The 21,863-nt window shown below is 45.2% G+C and carries 26 protein-coding genes, 2 tRNA genes and 2 pseudogenes; 26 read left to right on the forward strand and 4 right to left on the reverse strand.

What is annotated here, in order from left to right:
* Positions 1 to 83 precede the first annotated feature (83 nt).
* A pseudogene (locus SFSGTM_RS17295) lies at positions 84 to 254 on the forward strand (hypothetical protein); the annotation flags it as partial.
* Here SFSGTM_RS17295 and SFSGTM_RS05395 read toward each other — a convergent pair.
* On the reverse strand, positions 240 to 1,793 hold the full coding sequence (locus SFSGTM_RS05395) for a DNA cytosine methyltransferase (RefSeq protein WP_162084292.1): 1,554 nt from the start codon (positions 1,791 to 1,793) through the stop codon (positions 240 to 242). The pseudogene SFSGTM_RS17295 and the gene SFSGTM_RS05395 sit on opposite strands and share 15 nt — an antisense overlap.
* Positions 1,794 to 1,839: 46 nt before the next feature.
* Here SFSGTM_RS05395 and SFSGTM_RS17300 point away from each other — a divergent pair, with 46 nt between their 5' ends.
* From SFSGTM_RS17300 to SFSGTM_RS05410, 3 genes are all read left to right on the forward strand, one after another.
* Entirely contained in the window at positions 1,840 to 2,289 is a 450-nt protein-coding gene (locus SFSGTM_RS17300; RefSeq protein WP_162084293.1) for a very short patch repair endonuclease, read from the forward strand.
* 326 nt (positions 2,290 to 2,615) lie between these two features.
* A tRNA-Arg gene (locus tag SFSGTM_RS05405) sits at positions 2,616 to 2,690 on the forward strand.
* A 289-nt stretch (positions 2,691 to 2,979) separates the two neighbouring features.
* Positions 2,980 to 3,510 carry a peroxiredoxin gene (locus tag SFSGTM_RS05410; protein ID WP_162084294.1) on the forward strand — a complete coding sequence of 177 codons (531 nt, stop codon included), beginning with the start codon at positions 2,980 to 2,982 and terminating at the stop codon, positions 3,508 to 3,510.
* A gap of 18 nt (positions 3,511 to 3,528) precedes the next feature.
* Here SFSGTM_RS05410 and SFSGTM_RS05415 read toward each other — a convergent pair whose 3' ends face one another.
* Positions 3,529 to 3,657: a DUF3149 domain-containing protein gene (locus tag SFSGTM_RS05415; protein WP_162084295.1), complete on the reverse strand. Its 129-nt coding sequence runs from the start codon at positions 3,655 to 3,657 to the stop codon at positions 3,529 to 3,531.
* Positions 3,658 to 3,742: 85 nt separating this feature from the next.
* Between SFSGTM_RS05415 and aat the strand changes: the two genes are divergently transcribed.
* The 10 genes from aat to SFSGTM_RS05465 are packed head-to-tail and all read left to right on the forward strand — an operon-like array spanning position 3,743 to position 12,627.
* The gene (gene aat, locus SFSGTM_RS05420) at positions 3,743 to 4,426 is read left to right on the forward strand and encodes a leucyl/phenylalanyl-tRNA--protein transferase (RefSeq protein ID WP_162084296.1); all 684 of its coding nucleotides are present in this window, start codon (positions 3,743 to 3,745) and stop codon (positions 4,424 to 4,426) included.
* Positions 4,426 to 5,157: an arginyltransferase gene (locus tag SFSGTM_RS05425; protein WP_162084297.1), complete on the forward strand. Its 732-nt coding sequence runs from the start codon at positions 4,426 to 4,428 to the stop codon at positions 5,155 to 5,157. Before aat ends, SFSGTM_RS05425 begins: the two co-directional genes overlap by 1 nt.
* Complete coding sequence (locus SFSGTM_RS05430; RefSeq protein WP_162084298.1) at positions 5,120 to 5,527, forward strand: group III truncated hemoglobin; 408 nt, start codon at positions 5,120 to 5,122, stop codon at positions 5,525 to 5,527. Before SFSGTM_RS05425 ends, SFSGTM_RS05430 begins: the two co-directional genes overlap by 38 nt.
* An 8-nt stretch (positions 5,528 to 5,535) precedes the next feature.
* Positions 5,536 to 6,330, forward strand: a complete 795-nt coding sequence (locus SFSGTM_RS05435; RefSeq protein ID WP_162084299.1) for a thymidylate synthase — start codon at positions 5,536 to 5,538, stop codon at positions 6,328 to 6,330.
* Positions 6,327 to 7,952 (forward strand): response regulator, encoded by a 1,626-nt coding sequence (locus SFSGTM_RS05440; protein ID WP_162084300.1) that lies wholly within the window; start codon positions 6,327 to 6,329, stop codon positions 7,950 to 7,952. The genes SFSGTM_RS05435 and SFSGTM_RS05440 overlap by 4 nt, the downstream gene beginning before the upstream one ends.
* Entirely contained in the window at positions 7,949 to 8,605 is a 657-nt protein-coding gene (locus SFSGTM_RS05445; RefSeq protein WP_162084301.1) for a sensor histidine kinase, read from the forward strand. Before SFSGTM_RS05440 ends, SFSGTM_RS05445 begins: the two co-directional genes overlap by 4 nt.
* 32 nt (positions 8,606 to 8,637) lie before the next feature.
* Positions 8,638 to 9,813 carry an ADP-forming succinate--CoA ligase subunit beta gene (gene sucC / locus SFSGTM_RS05450; protein WP_162084302.1) on the forward strand — a complete coding sequence of 392 codons (1,176 nt, stop codon included), beginning with the start codon at positions 8,638 to 8,640 and terminating at the stop codon, positions 9,811 to 9,813.
* Positions 9,810 to 10,682: a succinate--CoA ligase subunit alpha gene (gene sucD, locus SFSGTM_RS05455; protein WP_162084303.1), complete on the forward strand. Its 873-nt coding sequence runs from the start codon at positions 9,810 to 9,812 to the stop codon at positions 10,680 to 10,682. The genes sucC and sucD overlap by 4 nt, the downstream gene beginning before the upstream one ends.
* Positions 10,679 to 12,292 (forward strand): NAD+ synthase, encoded by a 1,614-nt coding sequence (locus SFSGTM_RS05460; protein WP_162084304.1) that lies wholly within the window; start codon positions 10,679 to 10,681, stop codon positions 12,290 to 12,292. Before sucD ends, SFSGTM_RS05460 begins: the two co-directional genes overlap by 4 nt.
* Positions 12,289 to 12,627, forward strand: coding sequence for a P-II family nitrogen regulator (locus SFSGTM_RS05465; protein WP_162084305.1), 339 nt, complete (start codon positions 12,289 to 12,291; stop codon positions 12,625 to 12,627). Before SFSGTM_RS05460 ends, SFSGTM_RS05465 begins: the two co-directional genes overlap by 4 nt.
* Here the strand turns inward: SFSGTM_RS05465 and SFSGTM_RS05470 are convergent, their stop codons facing one another.
* On the reverse strand, positions 12,628 to 13,497 hold the full coding sequence (locus tag SFSGTM_RS05470) for a diiron oxygenase (RefSeq protein WP_162084306.1): 870 nt from the start codon (positions 13,495 to 13,497) through the stop codon (positions 12,628 to 12,630).
* A 162-nt stretch (positions 13,498 to 13,659) separates the two neighbouring features.
* Between SFSGTM_RS05470 and SFSGTM_RS05475 the strand changes: the two genes are divergently transcribed.
* The 9 genes and pseudogenes from SFSGTM_RS05475 to SFSGTM_RS05520 all read left to right on the forward strand — a co-directional run bounded on the left by SFSGTM_RS05475 (position 13,660) and on the right by SFSGTM_RS05520 (position 19,540).
* Positions 13,660 to 13,749, forward strand: a tRNA-Ser gene (locus SFSGTM_RS05475).
* Between the two features lie 338 nt (positions 13,750 to 14,087).
* Positions 14,088 to 14,489, forward strand: a complete 402-nt coding sequence (locus SFSGTM_RS05480; RefSeq protein ID WP_162084307.1) for a hypothetical protein — start codon at positions 14,088 to 14,090, stop codon at positions 14,487 to 14,489.
* Between the two features lie 61 nt (positions 14,490 to 14,550).
* Positions 14,551 to 14,874: a hypothetical protein gene (locus SFSGTM_RS05485; RefSeq protein ID WP_162084308.1), complete on the forward strand. Its 324-nt coding sequence runs from the start codon at positions 14,551 to 14,553 to the stop codon at positions 14,872 to 14,874.
* Positions 14,871 to 15,332 carry a hypothetical protein gene (locus SFSGTM_RS05490; RefSeq protein ID WP_162084309.1) on the forward strand — a complete coding sequence of 154 codons (462 nt, stop codon included), beginning with the start codon at positions 14,871 to 14,873 and terminating at the stop codon, positions 15,330 to 15,332. Before SFSGTM_RS05485 ends, SFSGTM_RS05490 begins: the two co-directional genes overlap by 4 nt.
* Position 15,333: 1 nt before the next feature.
* Positions 15,334 to 16,296: a hypothetical protein gene (locus SFSGTM_RS05495; protein WP_162084310.1), complete on the forward strand. Its 963-nt coding sequence runs from the start codon at positions 15,334 to 15,336 to the stop codon at positions 16,294 to 16,296.
* Positions 16,286 to 17,121: pseudogene (locus SFSGTM_RS05500) on the forward strand (tyrosine-type recombinase/integrase). The gene SFSGTM_RS05495 and the pseudogene SFSGTM_RS05500 overlap by 11 nt, the downstream one beginning before the upstream one ends.
* Positions 17,118 to 18,233, forward strand: coding sequence for an IS91 family transposase (locus tag SFSGTM_RS05510; protein WP_162083488.1), 1,116 nt, complete (start codon positions 17,118 to 17,120; stop codon positions 18,231 to 18,233). The pseudogene SFSGTM_RS05500 and the gene SFSGTM_RS05510 overlap by 4 nt, the downstream one beginning before the upstream one ends.
* Before the next feature lie 335 nt (positions 18,234 to 18,568).
* Positions 18,569 to 18,778 carry a hypothetical protein gene (locus tag SFSGTM_RS05515; RefSeq protein ID WP_162084311.1) on the forward strand — a complete coding sequence of 70 codons (210 nt, stop codon included), beginning with the start codon at positions 18,569 to 18,571 and terminating at the stop codon, positions 18,776 to 18,778.
* 15 nt (positions 18,779 to 18,793) lie between these two features.
* Positions 18,794 to 19,540, forward strand: coding sequence for a hypothetical protein (locus tag SFSGTM_RS05520; RefSeq protein ID WP_162084312.1), 747 nt, complete (start codon positions 18,794 to 18,796; stop codon positions 19,538 to 19,540).
* A 227-nt stretch (positions 19,541 to 19,767) separates the two neighbouring features.
* Here the strand turns inward: SFSGTM_RS05520 and SFSGTM_RS05525 are convergent, their stop codons facing one another.
* Positions 19,768 to 20,391: a YajG family lipoprotein gene (locus SFSGTM_RS05525; protein WP_162084313.1), complete on the reverse strand. Its 624-nt coding sequence runs from the start codon at positions 20,389 to 20,391 to the stop codon at positions 19,768 to 19,770.
* A 134-nt stretch (positions 20,392 to 20,525) separates the two neighbouring features.
* On the opposite strand from SFSGTM_RS05525, the gene SFSGTM_RS05530 reads away from it, so the two are divergent.
* The 3 genes from SFSGTM_RS05530 to SFSGTM_RS05540 all read left to right on the forward strand — a co-directional run bounded on the left by SFSGTM_RS05530 (position 20,526) and on the right by SFSGTM_RS05540 (position 21,863).
* Complete coding sequence (locus tag SFSGTM_RS05530; RefSeq protein ID WP_162084314.1) at positions 20,526 to 20,765, forward strand: hypothetical protein; 240 nt, start codon at positions 20,526 to 20,528, stop codon at positions 20,763 to 20,765.
* Positions 20,762 to 21,139 (forward strand): hypothetical protein, encoded by a 378-nt coding sequence (locus tag SFSGTM_RS05535; RefSeq protein WP_162084315.1) that lies wholly within the window; start codon positions 20,762 to 20,764, stop codon positions 21,137 to 21,139. The genes SFSGTM_RS05530 and SFSGTM_RS05535 overlap by 4 nt, the downstream gene beginning before the upstream one ends.
* Positions 21,140 to 21,527: 388 nt before the next feature.
* Positions 21,528 to 21,863 carry a hypothetical protein gene (locus tag SFSGTM_RS05540; RefSeq protein WP_162084316.1) on the forward strand — a complete coding sequence of 112 codons (336 nt, stop codon included), beginning with the start codon at positions 21,528 to 21,530 and terminating at the stop codon, positions 21,861 to 21,863.

A 21,863-nucleotide genomic window follows, 5' to 3' on the forward strand; every position in this document is an offset into this window, starting at 1 on the left:
TGGCACTTAGTAAGTTAAAAAATACTCTTTAAAACAGATTTATTTGCTTTCAACATGCAGGACGCTAAAGTAAGAATAGTTACGATGCTGACGCAAACGAAGTCAAAGCCATTCTGGATCTCGAGAGTAGTTCAAAATCCAAGATTATTGTTAGCGACAATGGGTGTGACATGTCAATTGCAGACCTAGAGGAGAAATGGCTAGTTCTTGTTACGCACTCTACTTGTCCCGGAAACATTTCAATTTCCGAGTAAATGGAAGACTATTTTCGCAATTTTATTTGCAAGCAAAGGTGGTACGGCATTTCCAACTTGGTGAAATTGTTGTGTTCGGTTTCCCTGGAAAAAATAGTTGTCCGGGAAGGTCTGTAGGCGTGCAGCTTCCCGCACTGTCAAGCTACGACACTGTGCAGGGTCTGGATGGATAAAGTAATGCCCATCTTTCGAAATGTGACTGGTTACGGTTGTGGATGGTCGTCCTTTGAGTTGCACCCTGAAACGGTCAGAAAATTTCCCGCTTTCCCAGTTGTTATGGTTTGGTCGTAGTCCTTCCAGATCAAATTGTTGATGCCCCTTCGGGGAAAGTCCATAGGCTTCGGCATATGCGGCTGCATAAATATAACGTCTTAAGTCACTAGACATATGTCCTCTGGATTCATGATTCAGTATAACTTTCAGATTGTTATCACGGTACCACTCATCTAGTTTTGAGTTGAGTATCGCCGGTTGATTTTCAATATCTAACCTTAAGGCTCCAAAATCAAGATCAGAATCTATTGCATGTTTCAGCCTATCCAGAACGGCTGTTAATTCATGCAATTCTTTTCTTTTTGAGGCTTCTGCATGAAGTTCTTGCAAATGCTGTTTAACTGTTGTCGTCCATTTTTCGGCATTGTCACCCCCTTTGCTCAAACGGCTGCGTAAGCGGGGGAGTTTTCCTATCACATCCTGAACAGTGAATTCTGAAACTTTATCTAAAAGCTTGGGATTGACATTTATATCTTCCCGGATGCCAATAAGAATGACTCTATGACGGGCCTGCGGAATGCCAAATTCTTCAGTGCGAATGATGAAATCATGTGCGTTGATATCTTGTGGATCCATACCTTTTTCAAAGTAAGTAGGAACAGCCAGAGAGTGAATTTTGTAGCTTCGGCCTAGTGACTTTCCGAGCGCTAAGTTAGGGTCAGAAAGGTCTCGCAATATGGTATTAAAGATTTTCTGGCCATCAATTGTAGATGACAGAATACCTTTGACATTCTCCATCACAAAAACGGCAGGCTGATATTCCTGAATAATTCGAAGATACTCGCGGTAAAGATAATGTCGATGATCCTGTTCTGGACAATAATCGGTCTTTCCTCTGTTCCTTGAACGTCCTACCAGTGAATAAGCCTGACAGGGTGGTCCGCCAATCAATATCCATGGCTTTGAGGCGTTAATTTTTTCCTTATCTAGTATCGTGTCGAGTTCAAGATTGCCTGTGGTTGTCCCCAAAGTGATACGACGTGCCTCTTTATTGGCTTCTTCCCATGCAGGCAAGGATTTGTCATCATATTCTGTATCCGATTCACCATTACAGAACCGATAGTAACTTTCCAGTGATGAGCTGTCTTGCGTTTTCAAAATTCGGAAGAAAGATCGCAGTTTCAGAGTTTGATGCGCTGACGTCTCCATTTCCGCTGAAACTAATATTTTGAATGCGTTGCCATTATCAAGAGCTGAAAAGCCCTCTCCCAGACCGCCGGGGCCAGCGAAAAGATCAACTATGGGGATAGGTTCGTCTTGGGACATATGCTGCTATATTAACTTTAATTAGAGAGTGGCCAGGATACCAGGAATGACCGATATAGTCGATAGTAAAACACGATCTCGCATGATGGCTGGAATTAAAAGTAAAGATACTGCGCCGGAAATGGTAGTGCGACGATTCCTTCATAGGGCAGGTTTACGTTATCGGCTGCATGATTATACCCTGCCTAGGTGTCCTGATCTTGTTTTACCGCGCTATCGCACAGTGATATTCGTTAATGGCTGTTTCTGGCACCGACATCCAGGCTGTAAACTTGCCTATTCACCAAAGAGTAATTTTGAAATATGGCAGAAAAAATTTGATCGGAATGTTTTACGTGATCAACATAATATTGAAACGCTTATAAAGTCAGGGTGGCGGGTTATAGTCGTATGGGAGTGCGGATTACGTAAAAATCCTTATAACGTTCTGATAGCACTGGTTGATGAAGTCAGGTGTAAGCACACGTCGTCTATGGTTCAAATACCCTCTTCATGAACTTAAATGCGTTGATACTTACCCAAAATTGACTACCTGTGTTTGTTGAATGTTAATCAAATGTTTATTTGCAATTCTAATAGTGGAATGTTTCCGACGAAATACACGATGATGTTAACTGTGCACCACAGATTTTCCCATTTTTGCATTTTAGCTTGACCCACCTAATTTGATAATTGCTCATGTGGCACGATGGGTTGAAGTTCTTGAAGCGGGCAATATTTGATGAAAATATTTAGCCAAAGTGGCTCAATTCGGAATGCAATTTAACGTTTTGACTATCTAGATTGGCTCAGATTTTAAAAAATGGTAGTATAGAAGGCTGTGTCGCCATAGTTTAATGGATAAAACAAGGGTTTCCTAAACCTTAGCTCCAGGTTCGACTCCTGGTGGCGGCACCAAAACGCACATCATTCTTCTTTTCAAAAATCCCATCACAATTACCCACTAATAACTTACTATATGAGTATGAAAAATGGGACAAATTTGGGACAATTCTATACCGGATTAGAGGGGATTTGAACGGATTTGAGTGGATTTAAATGATTGATTTTATTGAAAAACATGTAAAATCTGTGTCCCTTGTGTCCACTTAGGAGGGGGATGCTCTATCCACTGAGCTACGAAGGCAAGCGCGCATTTTACCTTGAATAGCGTGATTTTAGAATTTTGATTTGTGGAATACTGTATATGAAACTGATAATTATATTGGTAGGGATAGTGCTTGCCATGTTATGGCTGCGCACTAGTCAGGCTGCTGATTTGCCTAAAATTGGGCAGGACGCACCTGATTTTGCTTTGCCTGACCAATCGGGCAAGGTGCAGCACTTGTCTGATTATCGTGGCCAATGGGTGGTGTTGTATTTTTACCCTAAGGACGATACGCCGCATTGTACAACCGAGGCGTGCCAGTTTCGTGATGATGCTTTTCAGCTACATCAACTCGGTGCGGTTGTGCTGGGTGTGAGTGTGGACGATACAGATAGCCATGCCGAGTTTGCAAAGAAGCATCATCTGGCATTTCCATTGCTGGCCGATCGGGGTGGCGTCGTGGCGGACAGTTATGGCTCTATCACTAACCTGTTAGTGATCAAGTTTGCTAAACGTAACACCTTTATTATTAATCCATCAGGAAAAATTGCTAAGGTTTACGTTTCTGTAGATGCGCAACAGCATGCTAAATCGGTGTTGCAAGATTTAACGGCTTTATCGGCTAAATAACCAATAAAGCCGATAGGTTTATTCGTGGCCGTAGGATTTTTTGATAAAGAACCATGTAAACCAGATCATCATGCCCAATGCAAAAGCTACAGTAAATGCGCTCATCAAGCCTACGGTTGAGTGGAATAATGTTGTGAATATGTTCATGGTAAACTCCTTTAATTAAGTTATGTGGATAAATATATCTTTTTATATTTACATGTGTCAACAATTTTTTTTATAAATTTTAAAAATGTTACCCTGGCTATCTTCTTGGACTGATTTTCCGCCTGTCAACCTGGCTTTACAGGAGCCCAATGGTTTGCTGGCCGCGGGTGGAGAGTTGCGCGCGGATTGGCTGTTAACGGCTTATCAGCGTGGAATTTTCCCTTGGTTTAATGAGGGGCAGCCAATATTGTGGTGGAGTCCTGATCCGCGCATGGTGTTGTTTCCGCAAGAATTGCATGTGCCAAAATCATTAGTACGGGTGATGCGTAAGGGCGGCTATGAAATACGTATTGATACTGCATTTGCGTCAGTAATGCAGGCGTGCAGTCAGCCGCGTCATGGTCAGGATGGCAGCTGGATTAGTCCCGAAATGGTGGCTGCCTATACGTCATTGCATCAGTTAGGCTGTGCTCACAGTATAGAAAACTGGCAAAACGGGGAATTAGTCGGTGGTTTGTATGGTGTTGCATTAGGTCGAGTATTCTATGGCGAATCTATGTTCGCCAAGGTAGATGATGCATCTAAAATCGCGTTTGTGCATTTAGTAAAAAAATTACAGCAATGGGGGTTTCAGGTGATTGATTGTCAGATGAATACGGCACATTTGGCTCGTTTTGGCGCGCGTGAGATACCCAGGGCTGATTTTATGCAGATTTTGCAGCATAATGTAGATGTGCCTAATGCCCCTTGGGGTTCCGCGGAGATGTGATGACGCATTTACATGAAATTCCGATACAGCTGCAGTTTTATATTACATCGCCATATCCGTGCAGTTATATACCTAATCTGACCGCACGCTCACAAGTTGCGACTCCTGCACACTTAGTGGATACACTGGTTTATAGTGAATTAATCCGTAATGGTTTCAGACGCAGTGGGTTTTATACCTACCGGCCGCAGTGTGGTGAGTGTAGTGCATGCGTGCCTGTGCGTGTAGTTGTCGATGAATTTGCACCCAATCGCACTCAGCGTCGTGTGTTGAAAGCAAATGCAGGGATGACGGTGAGCATAGAGTCGCCGCATTATGACCCTGAGCATTTCGCCCTATATCAGCGTTACCAGGCAGAGCGTCATGCTGGTGGGGGCATGGATCATGATGATAAAGATCAATATACTCACTTTTTAGTCGCCAGCCAGGTCGAGAGTTATTTGCTGGTTTTCCGCGAGAATGACAAGGTGCAGATGGTGAGCTTGATAGACAGGGTGGCAGATGGATTATCTGCGGTGTATACGTTCTTTAATCCGGATTTATCCAAGCGTAGTCTGGGTGTGTATAACGTGCTTTGGCAGATTGATTTGGCGCATCAATTGGGTGTACCTTACCTCTATTTAGGTTATTGGGTCGCAGATAGTCGTAAAATGGCTTACAAACAACAATATCAACCATTACAAGGATTTATAGATGCAGATTGGCGAACCTACTCCACGGCGCAAACTTGAGCCGTTATGCGATAAGATAGGTCGCGATAATGTGGAGCGTGTGGTGCATGATTTTTATGGGCGATTGCAGGCGAATGAAATGATGCGTCCGTTTTTTGCAAATATGGGAGATTTCGCATCACATGAGTCATTGATTGCGGATTACTGGTGGACGGTAATGGGCGGTAAAGTAGATGGCCCGCGCCCATTTGATATGCTCGGCAAACATCAGGCGCTGAATCTGCATGGAGCGGCTTTTGACACTTGGTTACGTATATTTGAGGAGACGTTGTTAACGTATCTGCCACCTGAACTGGCGCAACGCTGGTTGCAAATGGCATTGGGAATAGGGGATACGATGAAACGGCATTTGGGGTTGCAAAATAATTAAGGATAACTATGCGTCAATATTTGGATTTAATGCGGCATGTTGCAGAGCATGGGGTGAAAAAATCTGATCGTACAGGGACGGGGACAGTGTCTGTATTTGGTCATCAAATGCGTTTTGATTTAAGTCAGGGCTTTCCTTTGGTGACAACTAAAAAATGCCATCTGCGGTCTATCATTCACGAGTTGCTGTGGTTTCTTAAAGGCGAAACTAATATTGCCTATCTTAAAGCCAACGGTGTGAGTATTTGGGATGAGTGGGCGGATGAAAATGGTGAGTTAGGTCCGGTATACGGAAAGCAGTGGCGTAGCTGGCCGACACCAGATGGCGGGCATATCGATCAAATCGCACGCGTCATACATGACCTGAAAAACAACCCCGATTCGCGTCGTATTATCGTTTCTGCATGGAATGTGGCGGAGCTGGATCAGATGGCATTGGCGCCTTGTCATGCTTTTTTCCAGTTTTATGTGGCGGACGGCAAGTTGAGCTGTCAGCTTTATCAACGCAGCGCCGATATATTCCTTGGCGTGCCATTTAATATTGCCAGTTATGCACTGTTAACCATGATGGTGGCGCAGGTGACAGGATTGCAAGTAGGCGATTTTGTTCATACGCTAGGTGATGCGCATTTGTATAGCAATCATCTTGAGCAGACTCAAGAACAATTGAGCCGAACACCGCGTGCATTACCGACCATGCGTTTGAATCCAGCAGTTAAAGATTTGTTTGCATTCACCTTCGAAGATTTTGAGCTGGTTGACTATGATCCTTATCCTGCGATTAAGGCGCCAGTTGCGATATGATGGATTTCAGCAAAAAACGTGTATTGATTATCGATGATAGTCCAGCTATGTGTTCTTCGTTGAAGAATACGCTGAGTAATTTCGGCATTAGCAAATGTGAGACTTCGAACTCTGGTAACGAAGCTGTTTTCAGAATACGGCAGCGTTCATTCGACATTATCGTATGTGATTATTGCCTAGGTGAAGGCAGTGATGGGCAACAAATACTAGAGCAATTGCGTCGCGGTGGTCTGATTGCGCCTAGTGTGGCCTTTCTGATGGTGACCGCAGAGCGTGGTTATGAAAAGGTCGTATCCTGCGCAGAACTGGCGCCAGATGATTATTTGCTCAAGCCGTTTACTGCAGAAACCATGCGCTTGCGGTTAGAACGTGTGTTTGAGAAAAAAGAAACTTTTGCTGTCATTTATGAATTGCTGGAAAAGGGTAATGCAGTAGAAGCTATCCTTGAATGTGATCGGTTGCTGGCATTAAAAAGTAAATTCACCATAGATCTGATACGCATGAAAGGCGAATTGCTGATTTCGCTCGACAGGCATGAAGAGGCGCGTGTCTTGTATGAACAAGTGATTGCTGCGCGTGCGATTCCTTGGGCGCGTATAGGTTTGGCCAAGACTCTGAGTATGGCTGGCCTGGATGATGAAGCAATTGAGACATTGGAGTTGGCAATTGAGGACAACCCGCAATATCTTGAGGCCTATGACTTGTTGGCTAAGGAGTATGAGGCCAAAGGCAATGCTGAATTAGCGCAAACCATATTGGAAAAGGCCGTCGAAATTTCACCAGAAACCTTGTCGCGCCAGACACGTGTGGGTGAAATTGCGTACCGTAATGGCGATTTAACCAAGGCTAAGCGTGCATTTGGCATTGTTGTTGATAAAGGACGTTTTTCTTTTTTCCGTTCACCCAGCGATTTTATTAGTTTATCCAGAGTGCATCTGGATGAAGGTCAGCATGATAAAGCGTTGTCTCTGGTGACCGATGCAAAGAAATCATTTGATAAGACACCTGAATTAGAAATGGCGACATCAGTGATGGAGAGTTTGATTCATCATAGTGCTAAAAATGAAGCTGCTGCCAAGTTGGCTTTGCAAAAAGCGTTGGATGTACAAGAAAAAACCGGTATCGCAATTCCAGATGCGTCAAAACTGGATTTGGCAAAAAGCTGTTTCCTGAATGACAAAGTTGAGGAAGGCCGCGCTTTAGTAAAAGATATGGTCAGTAACTTTTACGATGATGAAAAAGTACAAAGCATGGTGCGTCAGATGTTGGAGAAAGTAGGGCGTGCTGATGAAGTGGGTAGTCTGGTTGATAACAGCGTTCGCGATGTGATTAAACTTAATAACGAAGGTGTGTTGTTAGCGAAAAAAGGCGATTTGGCTGGTGCGATAGCATTGCTGGTGAGTGCTGCCAAACGGATGCCACAGAATGTGCAGGTTGCACTGAATGCAACACACGCCATGATTGTAGATAGTGACAGAAATGGCTGGAATGAAGAAAACATGGATCTGGCGCGTCATTTTTTACGTGAGCATGAGGCCAAGTATGGAAATCTTGAGAAATATAAAAAAATCAATGCATTGATGAAAGATGTCAGCTTAAAATTCGGAGTAAAAATAACATGAGCTTAATCGAAACTGCTGATATTGATGTTAAAACCATCATCGCGCTCAATGTGCACGAAGTGAAAAATTTAATGGCGTTGTTGGTATTTAAGTTGGATGAGGTGCAATCAACTGAAGCCGCAATTACTGATTCCCGTCTGCTCTGTCATCGTGTGAATGACTGCATGGAACGCATGATATTGCTGTTTAATCTGGAATCTGAGCGCTTGCGCCCTAATATCGCGGATTATTCACCTGCTGATTTTGTTGATGAGTTTGTGCGTAATGCACAAGTGTTGGCGGGTGACAAAATAAATATAGTCAAAGACGTTGATCAGGCACCAAGTTATTGGTTTTTTGATCGCGATCTGGTGGAAATGGCGATGATGAATGCGATACATAATTCGTTACGTTTTGCGCGTCATGAAATCAAAATCAGTGCGTATGAAGCTGATCAAATGCTGGTGCTGGAAGTCACTGATGATGGTGAAGGTTACTCAGACAGTTTGCTGAAAGATCCCGTTGCTTCAATTATGCAAACCAGTCAGGGATTAGGTTTGTATCTTGCCAATGCGATCGCTCAGTTGCATGTAAATAAAGACCGTAAGGGTCAATTATTATTGCATAATAATGAACACCCGCGCGGTGCGGTTTTTACACTGCAACTACCTTAATTACATCCCCGTATTTATAAGAAACGATAGAAATGAATTTACACGAATACCAAGCAAAACAATTATTACGCGAATTTAGTATTAACACGCCACGAGGTATTGTGGTTGAAGATGCTACTCATGCTGAACTAGCAGCGACAGGCTATCTGGGCGGTGAAGCATGGGTGGTCAAAGCACAGATACATGCAGGTGGCCGTGGTAAGGCTGGTGGTGTGCGTTTAGTGCGTTCATTGGATGATTTGCGTGCTGCAGCAGCGGCATTGTTGGGTTCACAATTGGTGACTTATCAAAATGCACCTGAAGGGCAGCTAGTAGGACGTTTGTTAGTGGAAGAAACGTTGTCAATTGCACGTGAGTTATATTTGAGTGTGCTGGTTGATAGAGAGACAGAACGCGTCGCAGTAGTGGCATCCAGTGCGGGTGGGATGGAAATTGAAGAGGTTGCGCAGACGCATCCTGAACAAATTTTGCGTGAATATTGTGATCCTATATTGGGACTGCAGGATTTTCAATGTCGTAATTTAGCTTTTGGCTTGGGTTTGTCAGGTGCGCATGTTGGTGATTTGACGCGCATGTTGAGGGCTTTGTATAAGCTGTTTATTGAGTCTGATCTGAGCTTGTTGGAGATTAATCCACTTGTCATCACTGAAGATGGCCGTATGGTGGCGCTGGATTGCAAAATGGCGATAGACGACAATGCGCTGGCTCGCCAAAAAAAGTTTGCTGATATGGCAGACACAACGCAAATTGACAGCAAAGAAGTTGCCGCGCAGGCAGCGGGTCTGAATTACATCGCGCTTAACGGCAATATTGGCTGCATGGTCAATGGCGCAGGTTTGGCAATGGCGACTATGGACCTGATTAAATTGCATGGCGGTGCACCTGCGAATTTCCTGGATGTAGGCGGTGGTGCAACAGCAGAAACAGTGGCGCGCGCGTTCAAAATTATTTTGTCGGATAGTCAGGTTAAAGCTGTTCTGGTGAATATTTTCGGTGGCATTATGCGCTGCGATATTATCGCTGATGGCATTATTACTGCGGTGAAGGAAGTGGGCGTAAGTGTCCCTGTCATCGTACGTTTAGAAGGTACAAATGTGGCGTTGGGTAAACAAAAATTACTGGAAAGTGGCCTGGATATTATTACTGCTGACAATTTGACTGATGCCGCGCAGCGTGCCGTGGCCGCCGTGCAAGGAGTGTCTGCATGAGTATCCTGATCGATAAAAATACTAAAGTTATTTGCCAGGGCTTTACCGGTAAACAAGGTAGCTTCCATTCTGAACAAGCCATTGCTTATGGCACCCAAATGGTGGGTGGGGTGACGCCGAGTAAAGGTGGACAAATTCATTTAGGTTTACCTGTATTCAATACCGTACGTGATGCGGTACGTGAAACTGGTGCAGATGCCAGTGTGATTTATGTACCAGCCAATTATGCTGCTGATTCTATTATGGAAGCCGCTGATGCGGGCATCGCGCTGATTGTTTGTATTACCGAAGGCATTCCAGTCTTGGATATGCTTAATGTTAAAGCCGCATTGCGTGCCAATGGCGCGCGTTTAATCGGGCCAAATTGTCCGGGCATTATTACGCCTGATGCTTGCAAAATTGGCATCATGCCTGGCTTTATCCACCAACGTGGAAAAATCGGGATCGTTTCGCGTTCAGGTACGTTGACTTACGAGGCGGTGCATCAAACTACGCAATTAGGTTTAGGACAAACCACCTGTGTAGGTATCGGCGGTGATCCGATTAAAGGTCTGGATTTTATAGATTGCCTGGCATTGTTTGAAGCGGATAGCGAAACTGAAGCGATTATCATGGTTGGCGAGATTGGTGGTACGCGTGAAGAAGAAGCCGCTGACTATATTAAGCATCATGTGACTAAGCCAGTTGCAGCTTACATTGCCGGTCAAACTGCACCCAAGGGTAAACGCATGGGGCATGCTGGTGCAATTATCGCGGGTGGTAGTGGTACGGCGGAGGCGAAAATTCGTGCACTGAGTGATGCTGGTGTATCAGTTGCTGCATCGCCTGCGGAGATGGGAATAGCGGTGCAAAAAGCGATGCAGCGATGAAAATTGCGCTCGCTCAGTTCAATGCCTGTGTAGGTGATATAGCAGGCAACACTGCGAAGATAATTGATGCGCTTACTGAGGCTAAACTCGAACGGGCGGATATGGTGCTCACGCCAGAACTGGCGCTGTCTGGATATCCACCTGAGGATTTATTGTTTCGTGAAGATTTTCATCTTCAAATTGATGCGGCATTAGTTGAGTTAAAGTGTGCCACGAAAGGGATTACGTTAGTTGTTGGACATCCGGCGGAAGCTGATGGGCATCTTTATAACGCGGCGAGCGTTATTCGTGATGGCAAGGTTATCGCCACTTATCGCAAACAAAGCTTACCTAATCACACCGTTTTTGATGAGGTGCGGTATTTTACTGCTGGAACCGACGCCTGTGTATTTGAGCAGGGTGGGGTGAAGTTTGGCGTCAATATTTGTGCTGATGTCTGGCATGATGCCGCGCCTTATTGCGCGGCGGACGCAGGGGCAGAAGTGCTGCTGGTGTTGAATGCCTCGCCATTTCATATTGATAAATTAAGCGAACGTCATGCGGTAGTGCGTGAGCGTATCGCTGAAAACAACTTTGCTGTGCTGTATTGCAATTTGGTAGGTGGGCAAGATGAGTTGGTGTTTGATGGTGGTTCATTTGCGATGGATGCTAATGGTAAGTTAACCCAGCAATGCCCAGCCATGGTTGAGGACGTGTACTATGTGATGCTAGATGGTGTCTCGCCAACTGCTTCAACGATTGCACCGGAATTATCCATGCACGCTAGTGTTTATCAGGCATTGGTATTAGGTTTGCGGGATTATGTGCGTAAGAATGGTTTTCCTGGGGTATTGTTAGGATTGTCGGGTGGTATAGATTCGGCATTGACCTTGGCAATAGCCGTCGATGCATTGGGTGTGGATAAAATACATGCCGTGATGATGCCTTCCGAGTTCACTGCGGATATCAGTGTGACCGATTCCCGCGAGATGGTTGCGGGGTTGGGTGTGGAATACTCAGAGCTAGCCATTAATCCTGTTTATCAGCAGTTTTTGGAAAGTTTGAAAGCGAGTTTTGCTGGTAAGCCATTTGATTTGACAGAAGAAAATCTGCAAGCACGTGTGCGTGGAACACTGTTGATGGCGTTGTCGAATAAGTTTGGTAAGCTGGTGATTACGACGGGGAATAAATCTGAAATGGCAGTAGGTTATGCTACGTTATATGGTGATATGGCCGGGGGATTTGCTGTTCTGCGTGATGTACCCAAAACCTTGGTCTATCAGTTATCAGAATATCGTAATCAAATCAGTCCGATTATTCCGCAACGGATTATAGATAGACCACCGTCAGCCGAATTGCGCCCAGATCAAACTGATCAGGATTCATTGCCTGAATATGCAATACTCGATACCATAATAGAACGATATGTTGAGCAGGATGATAGTATAGCCGATATGATTGCTGCAGGTCTGGATGCAAATGATGTGATACGTGTTGTACGTATGATAGATCGTAGCGAATATAAACGCAGGCAAGCGGCAGTGGGAACCCGCATTACCTCGCGAGCATTTGGCAAAGACAGACGTTACCCCATTACCAATCGTTTTAACCCTGACAGGATGATGAAATGAAAAAAATAGATGCAATAATTAAGCCATTCAAGCTGGATGAAGTTCGCGAAGCGCTATCTGGTGTGGGTGTAACAGGCTTGACCGTGACTGAAGTTAAAGGCTTCGGTCGGCAAAAGGGACACACCGAACTTTATCGTGGTGCAGAGTATGTAGTTGATTTCTTGCCTAAGGTGAAAATAGAATTGGTGGTTGCAGATAATCTGGTTGAATTGGCAATTGAAACCATAGTCACTGCAGCACGTACAGGCAAGATAGGCGACGGCAAGATTTTTGTGACTAACGTCGAGCAAGTGGTACGTATACGTACTGGCGAGCAGGGCGACGAAGCGATTTAATTAGAGTTGCGGGTCGCGGACAGCAAAGCCGTGGCTACGCAACATATGTAACGTCGGATTCAGGCATTTCAAAATAAAAGCGCGTCGGGCAGGATTACGGCGCGCCATTTCACGCCACTGCTTGCCGTGGCTCAAACCCGCAAGTTCATAGACATCCGCACTTGGTAAGTAGAATGTGCGGACAAATTGTTGTATCAACAAGTTGATAAGCGGTGTCAGTAATTTGCGTTGCAGTGTACTGCAATGCTTGAGGCTGGCTTCCAGCGCGCTGCGTGCATGAGCAATGTGTCGCGCTTCATCGATAATGTGCAAAGTACACATTTGACGGATGACATTGTCGACTTTATCTTTTCCTTCAGTACGGACATAGCGATTTAAGCGGTCAGGCACTTCTTCGCCTATAGTTACAGCCAGCCAGAATAATGTGGTATTCAACGGTGTGTGACGACCGAGAAAATCAGCTACAAAAGGACGATGCCGCCATACGCCAGGCAGACGTAAGCCACTCTTCTCCATCAGTTTCAGGAACATCAGACTGTGCCCCGATTCTTCACGGATTTCGTGTAGATAATAAGCAAGTTCTTGTGTTGACTGTGTATGTCTGAGGTTTTTTGATAAACGCTCTATGAATATGGCTTCCAGCCAAATGCCAGCCTGGATAAAACCAGTAAATTCGTACTGTGATAAGCGAACTTTTAGGGCGTTAGATAATTCGTCATATTCTGGTAAACCAAACAACGAAACCGCCTCATCAGGTAACCAGGGACGATTAGCATCCAGACTCTGCCAATCCAGGCGAGTCAATGGATCAGAATAATGAGCACTATTGGTTGATAGTTGTTCTAGCAGCGATAATTCAGCATGCGCCATGAGCAGTCATCGTGAATGATTATTAGGAATAGCTAATCATACCAATTTTTGGCTTGATTAGACAGTCGGCTAGGGTGCGAATTGATTAAATCTTGCTCAAAATAAGTGAATACGGTATCCTTGCGCACTTTCTTGACTAGTGCAATGCTGGTTAAGAATTACGGAGAGGTGGATGAGTGGTTTAAGTCGCACGCCTGGAAAGCGTGTTTGGGGTCATTCCCAACGGGGGTTCGAATCCCCCTCTCTCCGCCAAAAGTAATTATAAATCATCACGTTGCAAGCAATTCAGAGCATTCATAAAATCTTGTCAAGCAGCCAAAAACACCGCTTTTGTCTACGCAGTGTCCCCGTTTTGTCCCCGAAAATAATTTAATATCATTCTGCATAATCGCGCAATTGTCCCCGAAGTGTCCCTGGAATAAGTATAGAAAATAATTGAGATATTGAAGCTGCTTGAACATGTTTGTTTGCAGGGGTTGCGACACCCAATAATAAATGGTTATTACAACACATTGATTTAATTGAAAATAATTGTAAATTATGTTGATTAATTATTGATGGTGATTTATAATTATCAAATGGGACTTAATTTGATCAACAAAGGAAAGAAAGACACGCGGGGCGACATTATGCCGATCCTCCTGCTCGTCCTGACTTTCAGCGCGGTTTTGCTGATTCATTTTTTACCTATCTTTGGTTCGATTTTTCTTGCGTATTGTTCGGCTCTTTGGTGTTTCGCGCTGAGAGAAAACAACATTCAATTAGACGATGGTGTGCCCGCCGCCAAGGTAGCTAAAATTGAGAAAAGTCACGAGTTTGAAGAAAATAGACTTGCGGCTCAGGCTAATTTCAGCAAGGCGATCAGCAAAGATAGTGCTGATTATGTTTCTCATTTCGCTTCACGCCTCGTTCCACCCCCAGCACCAACCCGCCACACTGTCCAAATCACCCTGACCCCACGCTTGGTGCAATCTCCTAATTTTTCTGCTTAAAATTCAATAACTTATACCGCTTTGCGGCTTGGATTTGTAGCAAAAAATTAGGAGTAGGTGCATGTTCATCGAAAATTTTATCAAAAATAATTTTGCGGGCTTATTGACTGTCCCACTATCGAAAGCTTGCGCAGTATTTGAGTTCAATACAAAAACGGCTAGAAACCAAATATCGGCTGGCACTTTCCCTCTTCCAACTCTCGTCCAATGTGGGCGGAGAGTAGTAAAAGTTGAAGAAATAATCAATTATTACAACAGCTTGCGGTCAGATAAAGAGCCAGCTTCCAAAGTCGAAAAAATGAAAATGATGGAGATCGCGCCCGCAAAACGAGCCCGAGGCCGTGGTCGCCCACCAAAAAATAAAAATGGGGGTGCAACAAAATGAACACCTCCACTTCAAAAATTTTAGCTGCCCTTCCAAAAATCTGCGGCGATTTTTACGCTAAAAACACGCCATTTATCCATCAAATTATAAGACTAAACCTATCATCAAGTGATGATATTTTGTCTGACATCTATGTGCTGTATGCAGAACATAGATTAACCCTGCCCGAGCTTTCGAAGATTTATAACGTCCGCAAAATCAACAACGTTTGGCACGCGGTTGACCCGCTAGGTCACGCTCAAAGCCTTGCTGTGCTTGAATCGCAAGGTTTTGATGTGGTGGATGAAAGAGAAGAATATGTTGAAGAACCACGGCCAGAATTGCCTGTTTGTGTAATTACATCAACCCGCGAATTCTCGGACAAACTTCATATCACGATGCGACGGGCGCAGCAAATTTACAAGGCCCAAATCCAAGATTTGGCGGCAGGCAACGACCTGTTTGGGATGGGGGTGTGAGATGAATGAGTACGAGATTTTTAAAAAAATCAATGGCTTGCATGTTTCCATCCCCCTAGCTGTGATACAAAAAATAGGGGGAATTGAAGCGGCTGGATTTCTACAGCAGTGTGTTTTTTTATCGGCGGTCTGTGAAAAAGCAGATGGCTGGTTTTTTCTTAACCAGGTTGATCCGATTTCGCCGAGTGAAGAAAATGATGATGAAAATCAAAAAATTTTTCGGCGGCTCAAAAGCTTTGAAAATTGCCTCGGAATCACGAAGCATTCGCAAAATTGTATCAGAAAAAAATTAAGGGACATAGGGCTGCTCGCGGAAAAGCAAATGGGCTTGCCAAAGCGAAATTATTACAAGATTGACCTCAAAAAATACATGGAATGGCTCTCAAGCCCAATAGATTCAACAGACGGCTGTTTTCAGACTTCTAGAAGGCTGAAATTGGAGAGCAAGAGGGACGAAAACGAACATAAAGAAGTTAAAAAAATGGACGTCAAGAGAGCCGAAAACGAACGTGAGACAAATATAAATACAAATACAAATACAAACATAAATACAACTACTACCCACACCCACTCCCCACAGATTATGGATATGGAGAGTGAGAGTAGTAGTAATTTCTCAAATCAGCTTCAGCCCTACTCAAGCCAAATTATTAAGCTAACTTCTTGTTTACAGACAGATTTAGCCCAGCAGGTAGTGGATGAACTAGTGGCTGGGATGGCTGACAAAAGCATTAAAAATCCAATGAGCTGGCTGGCAGGGGTAGTTGAACGAAGCCGCTATCGCGGAGAAATATTCCCGAACCATCAAATTACGCAGCATAATTTCGTCTCCCCCAGCAATGGAATTTTGATTACTGTACCACGAGGAGACGACATTGACAGCCCCCACACCCATCCCCGCGCACTTCGAGCACAATCACCAGCGACTGCTGAATTGCCTCAAGCTCAGAGGCATGCAGCCTAAAACCATCGCCTTGTATTCACACGGCGTACGGCGCGCAGCGGTGTATTTTAATGACCAGATAGACGCGCTCACCAAGCCACAATTAACCGACTATTTTGTTCGCATCCTGGATACCCATTCATGGAGTACGCTCAAACATGATCTGTATGGACTGAAGTTCTATTATGCCCATGTACTCAGCCAACCCTGGCCAGGTGCGGATCTGGTTAAACCACCCAAGTCATATAGCCTGCCCGACATCATTACCGTCGCCCAGGCACAACAAATCTTCATGGCCACCCGCGTATTGAGCTACCGCGTATTCTTCTTCACCCTCTACAGCCTGGGCTTACGATTAGGCGAAGGCTTACGCTTGCAGGTAGGGGATATCGATGCGGATCGGATGCGGGTGCAAGTACGCAACGCCAAAGGCAACCGTGATCGATTGGTGCCGTTATCAGAGAACACCTTGCAGGTATTGCGCCGTTTCTGGCTCACCCATCGCAACCCAAGCTTGCTCTTTCCTAATCGACACGGCGGTCTTGCCAAATCGCACTTGGCACGCACCCCGCTGGATCGTGGTGGTATCCAGACCACCTTGGGTCAAGTGACCCGTGACTGTGGCTTAAAAAAAGAATTACACCACACAGCCTGCGCCACAGCTATGCCACCCACCTGATAGAAGCTGGCATCGATTTACTCGAAATTCAGCAGATACTCGGACACCAGTCCATCCTCACCACCATCCGCTACACCCACCTCACCGAACAACGCCATCAGAGCGCACACACTCGCCTTAATCAATTAATGGAGAAATTCCACATTCATTGGGGCAAAGTCAAATGATCAGACTGGCGCACATCGTAGCAACCTACGCAGCTAAACTGCTTGCACAACACGGTCATCACCTATTGCCCAGCCAGCAAGCTGCCTTAACCGCCTTTCAAACCTGCCGTAGCCAGATGAGCCCGAGGATGCAACTTGCCTGTGATGATTGTCAAACACCCAGCTACCTGCCACATTCCTGCGGTCATCGGCATTGCCCGCATTGCCAGGCGCACGAATCACAGCGCTGGATAGACCAGCAATTACACAAATCCATCCCCGCCAACTACTTCATGCTCACCTTCACCGTGCCCGCCCAGTTGCGCACACTGGCCTGGCAACATCAGCGCGTCATGTATGACTTGATCACACGCTGCGCGTGGGAAACAGTCAACACCTTCAGCCAAAACGACAACAAGCTGCGCGGCAGCGCAGGGGCGGTGACTGTACTGCATACCCATAACCGCCGACTGGACTATCACCCCCATGTGCATCTCGTCATGCCCGCTGTCGCCTTTAACCCCAAACAGCGACGCATGCGTCATAAACACGGCAACTACCTGTTTAACCACAAAGCCCTGGCCAAAGTATTTCGTGCCAAATTACTGGCAGGCATCAGACAAGCAGGACTCACCCTGCCAAACGATTACCCGACCGATTGGGTGGTGGATTGCAAAGCCGTCGGCACTGGACAGCACGCTCTGATCTACCTTGGGCGCTATCTGTATCGGGGGGTGATACAGGAGAAAGACATCCTCTCCGACCGGCATGGTCAGGTCACCTTCCGTTACCGGAACAGCCAAACCAAACAAATGGAAACCCGTACCTTGAGTGGTGTAGCCTTCCTGCGACTGATACTGCAACACATTCTGCCCAAAGGCTACCGCCGCGCCCGCAACTTTGGCTACCTGCATCCCAATAGCAAACTACTCACCCAGCTACAGCTGACCCACCTATGGCGACGGAACAATCCGCCGCCAGCGCAACCCAGACCAGCGATACGTTGCCAATGTTGCGGTGGGGTGATGAAGATAGTGCGCACACGTATCAAAGCGATACCGCTAGCCACATCAGCCCCATCTATAAAACGGGAACACAGAGCAGATGACACAGGGTGGGAGACCATGCGCTAAACCAGCCCACACCGCCCACCTGCCAGACTAGGCAGGTATGGCCGTGCTCGCCCTGAAGAAGGCTGAAATTGGGTTAACATGCCCGAAAAGCCGACTAAAAACGGTGAGTTGAATAGAATAAGTTGCTGCAATGGCAACGTGAAGGTCGTGAAATGGCGGGTGGGATGCGTAACGCGTCCAGTTATGCCAGCATAGTCAAAAAGATATTTCCATAAGCGCTCAAGCAACACCCGCCCCAGCCATGCCGGGCTTGTCCAACAAACGGTTCAGATTGTGGCTCGCTTCGCGATCACAATCTAACCTTATTCGTTAAAAAAGCGAAAAATGGCGAATTTGTGCAGGCTAAATCATTGATAAAAAAGGAAAAAGAGAGACTCGAAAAAGAGCGAAAGCAAAAAAAAGAAGCAGCAGATTTGCAATTTTTAAGCAAAATAAGCGCAAGTTCTGCGGCAAGTTCTGCGGCGATAGCGATAGATTCGATAGCGCGAAAAAAATTCATTGAAAATCAGAAAGAAAGTTCTAAATATATGCCCAGATACCGTTAAATAAATGTGGAAGCGATGGAAGCAGGTTGGGTAGGTGGTGAGACAGGGCAGATATGTGCCAATTCAACCGCAGGGGTAACCACAACGTCTTGTGACGATCCAGCCCATGTCGCCATAGCAGGGGTGATGTTTGAACGCTGGAAGGGGGGTAATATGCCTGCCAATGAGGACTTGATGTACCAGTGGGTGGATTCGCAATCGAGCTTTACTGTGTTTTTCTTTGCGCTGATTTTGGCTGTGGTTACGTTTGGTGTGGGCTTGGCAATGCTGCCGATGATGACGGCTTTATATGCAGCTATTGCGGTTGGTATAGCTTATGCCGTTATATCAGGGGGCGACCTAACCGCTGCACAACAAGGTTTCTTCGGGCAAACGGGCAATGGATGGGTGCAGGCAACCGTAGCCAGTTCACAACAACAGCAAGGCTTAATGACTTCGGTGGTAAATAACATGGTGAATCCTGTAACTGGAACTGGCGGGATGACTGGTGAGGACAGCCTGTATCGAGGTAATTGCGGCTTGGGATTCTCGGTAAGCCAGTGCAAGGCGATGGGGCAAGACCCTGGCACGACATGGAGACCAGATAGTTACGCTCAATACAACAGCACCTATGCCATGCGCCAGCGCTTGAAATCATGCACTACGCCTACTGCGCAAGGCGGGATGGGGTATGCGGTGGGAAGCATACAAGCGGAGCAATGCGCCGCGCCAGTGGTTGCGCCTATGCAACCGATAAATAACGCGCCTATGGGTACTCAGTGATGTGCAATTTTAAAGAAGCGCTAGAATTGCTTGGGTATAAAGATTCCCAAGCCGCAAACATTAAATCCAATTTGGTGAGTGCGATATTTGTGTATGCACAAGCTTCTGAGCAACCAAATTTGGAAAAGGCTTGCCAGTTAGAGTTGCTACATATTCGTGACAAGTCACTTAACAGCTAAAAAAAGCCCTAGATTTCGGTCTAGGGCTTTTGTTTTGTACGGTACTATTTAGTTTGCTGCGGTTTGTGCAGGTGCGATAGAGGTCAAGGCTAGAGTAAATGCTGGATCGTTGAATAAATCAGCCATAGCCTTTTCTAAGGCTTTTTCTAAATTTTCTTTAGTTGCACCAGTTGTAAATACTGGCGCAAGGTGGTTTGAGCCAGAAAGATTTTTTGAATAAACAAATCTTTCTTTTGAATAAACTGAAATTGATATGTTCACATCACCATCTGCGCTGGCATAAATCGGGTTGATGTGGTATTCGTTGTAGAATTTAGTAACATCAGCAGTGATTTTTAATTCGGTATTTTTGGAGATATTGAATCCACGACTTTTCAACTCTTGCTCAAGAGCTTTGTCAACGGTAACTTCAACTGGCTCACTAGCAGAAATGCCAGCCAATTCCATTCCAAACCCGTTTTTTTTATGGCTAATCGCCTTATCCACCCGACTATCCGTAGTAACCACATTAACGGTCACATTCTCAGCATGAGCGACGTGCGCCATGCCTGTTTGAGCTTGATAGTTGAGGGATTCGGTTGCAGGCGTCAAAGCACAGCCTGTTAAGCTCAAGGTGAGCAATGCGGCGGCGAGGATGGCTTTGTTGTTGGTGATGATTTGTTTTGCGTTCATTTTGTTTCTCCTAAAGTGTGTTGTGGCGTTTGCCGTGTTGTCCGTTTGTTATTTTTGTTGGTGCTTAAAATTTCGCATGGTTGCCATATCAGGTTGAGCGTGTGCTCACTCGACTTAAAAAAGGAACTTGCACCATGAGCGTAAATGTACTTATCAAAAAACGTGACCAGCTAAATCAAAAAATCGCTGATTATCAAAAAATAGAAAAACGTAAAATCACTGTTGCAGATATTGCGCATAAAGCAAAAATCCTAAACTTGCCCGACGAGTTTTTGAAAACTGCATTTGAACAGATTGCGTTATCGTATCAAAACGGAGTTAGCACAGAATCGCAAAACGCTAATTCTCAATTTCCCCAAGGCGGTCAATCATGATTAAAGTTGATCACGTAAATAACTTAAAACTGAATATTAAAATTCTAGCCTGGCTTATTTTTGTCGGATATTGCGCAGGGGTGTTTATTGGTTTTACTGTCGAAGCCTATAAGCATAATTTCAACTTTGACTTGTTCGCTGCATCGTTGTTTTTTTATTTGCCAGTGGATGGAAATTTGACATATTGGCTTGCGCAACATTTACCAGATTCAATACATGCCATGTTGCTAAATTTCAATCTTCACTTGTTGGCAGATTATCAATTTGAGCACCAGCTCATATTCATCATTTACCCACTCGTTACTATCATCATTTTCACATTTACGTTTTTAACAGCATCAAGAAACAGATTAGCCAGCAACATCAAAACCTAAATCAGGTCGTTCCGTTTCACTACACTTTCCCGCCTCCCCAAAAATCACGGGGAAGCGGGCACACATTACGCATGTGTATGCAAACCATTCAAACCCTCGCCAGCACTGGCTTACAGCCTGTCCGCACCCATACCGTAAATCCGTCCGCGACACCTGCAAAAACAGCATCGTAAGCCAGATTTTATAACAGTCCGCTGGTGCGGACAATAAACAATTTATGCGGCGTATATTTCGCCGTTTGTGTGCCGTTTCAACCGCGCCGTACAGAGTGCAAAAACCACCGAAGCCAACTTGCGCGTATTGCCGTTTTTGCATTGCAAGCCGTGTGCAAATTTCGCATCCCTGCCATATAGGGTAGCGATATTGCTAAAAAATGAGGTATTAAAAAATGAGTGAAAGACTTTCCATCAGGTTGCAAAAAGACGAACTCGATCAAATTAAAAACCTGGCAAATTCGAGCGGTTTGCCATTAAGCACTTATACAAAAATGATGCTAATTTCATCATTACAAAATCTAAAAAACGATGAAAACTTTGCTATGCAAATGCTAATAAATCGTGAGCTTTTCAGATTGGCGGCAACGAGTACCCACGTTCTTTACCAACTACTTCCAGCAGATAAGCGAGATGAGATATTAGAAAAAGCCAAGCAACGCGCTTTCACACAAACTGCAAAATTCTTCGACGGCGACATCGAAGAAAACGAACAACTAATGAACGAGTAA

Origin of the sequence: Sulfuriferula nivalis (assembly GCF_009937995.1) — a bacterium.
Lineage (GTDB): Bacteria > Pseudomonadota > Gammaproteobacteria > Burkholderiales > Sulfuriferulaceae > Sulfuriferula > Sulfuriferula nivalis.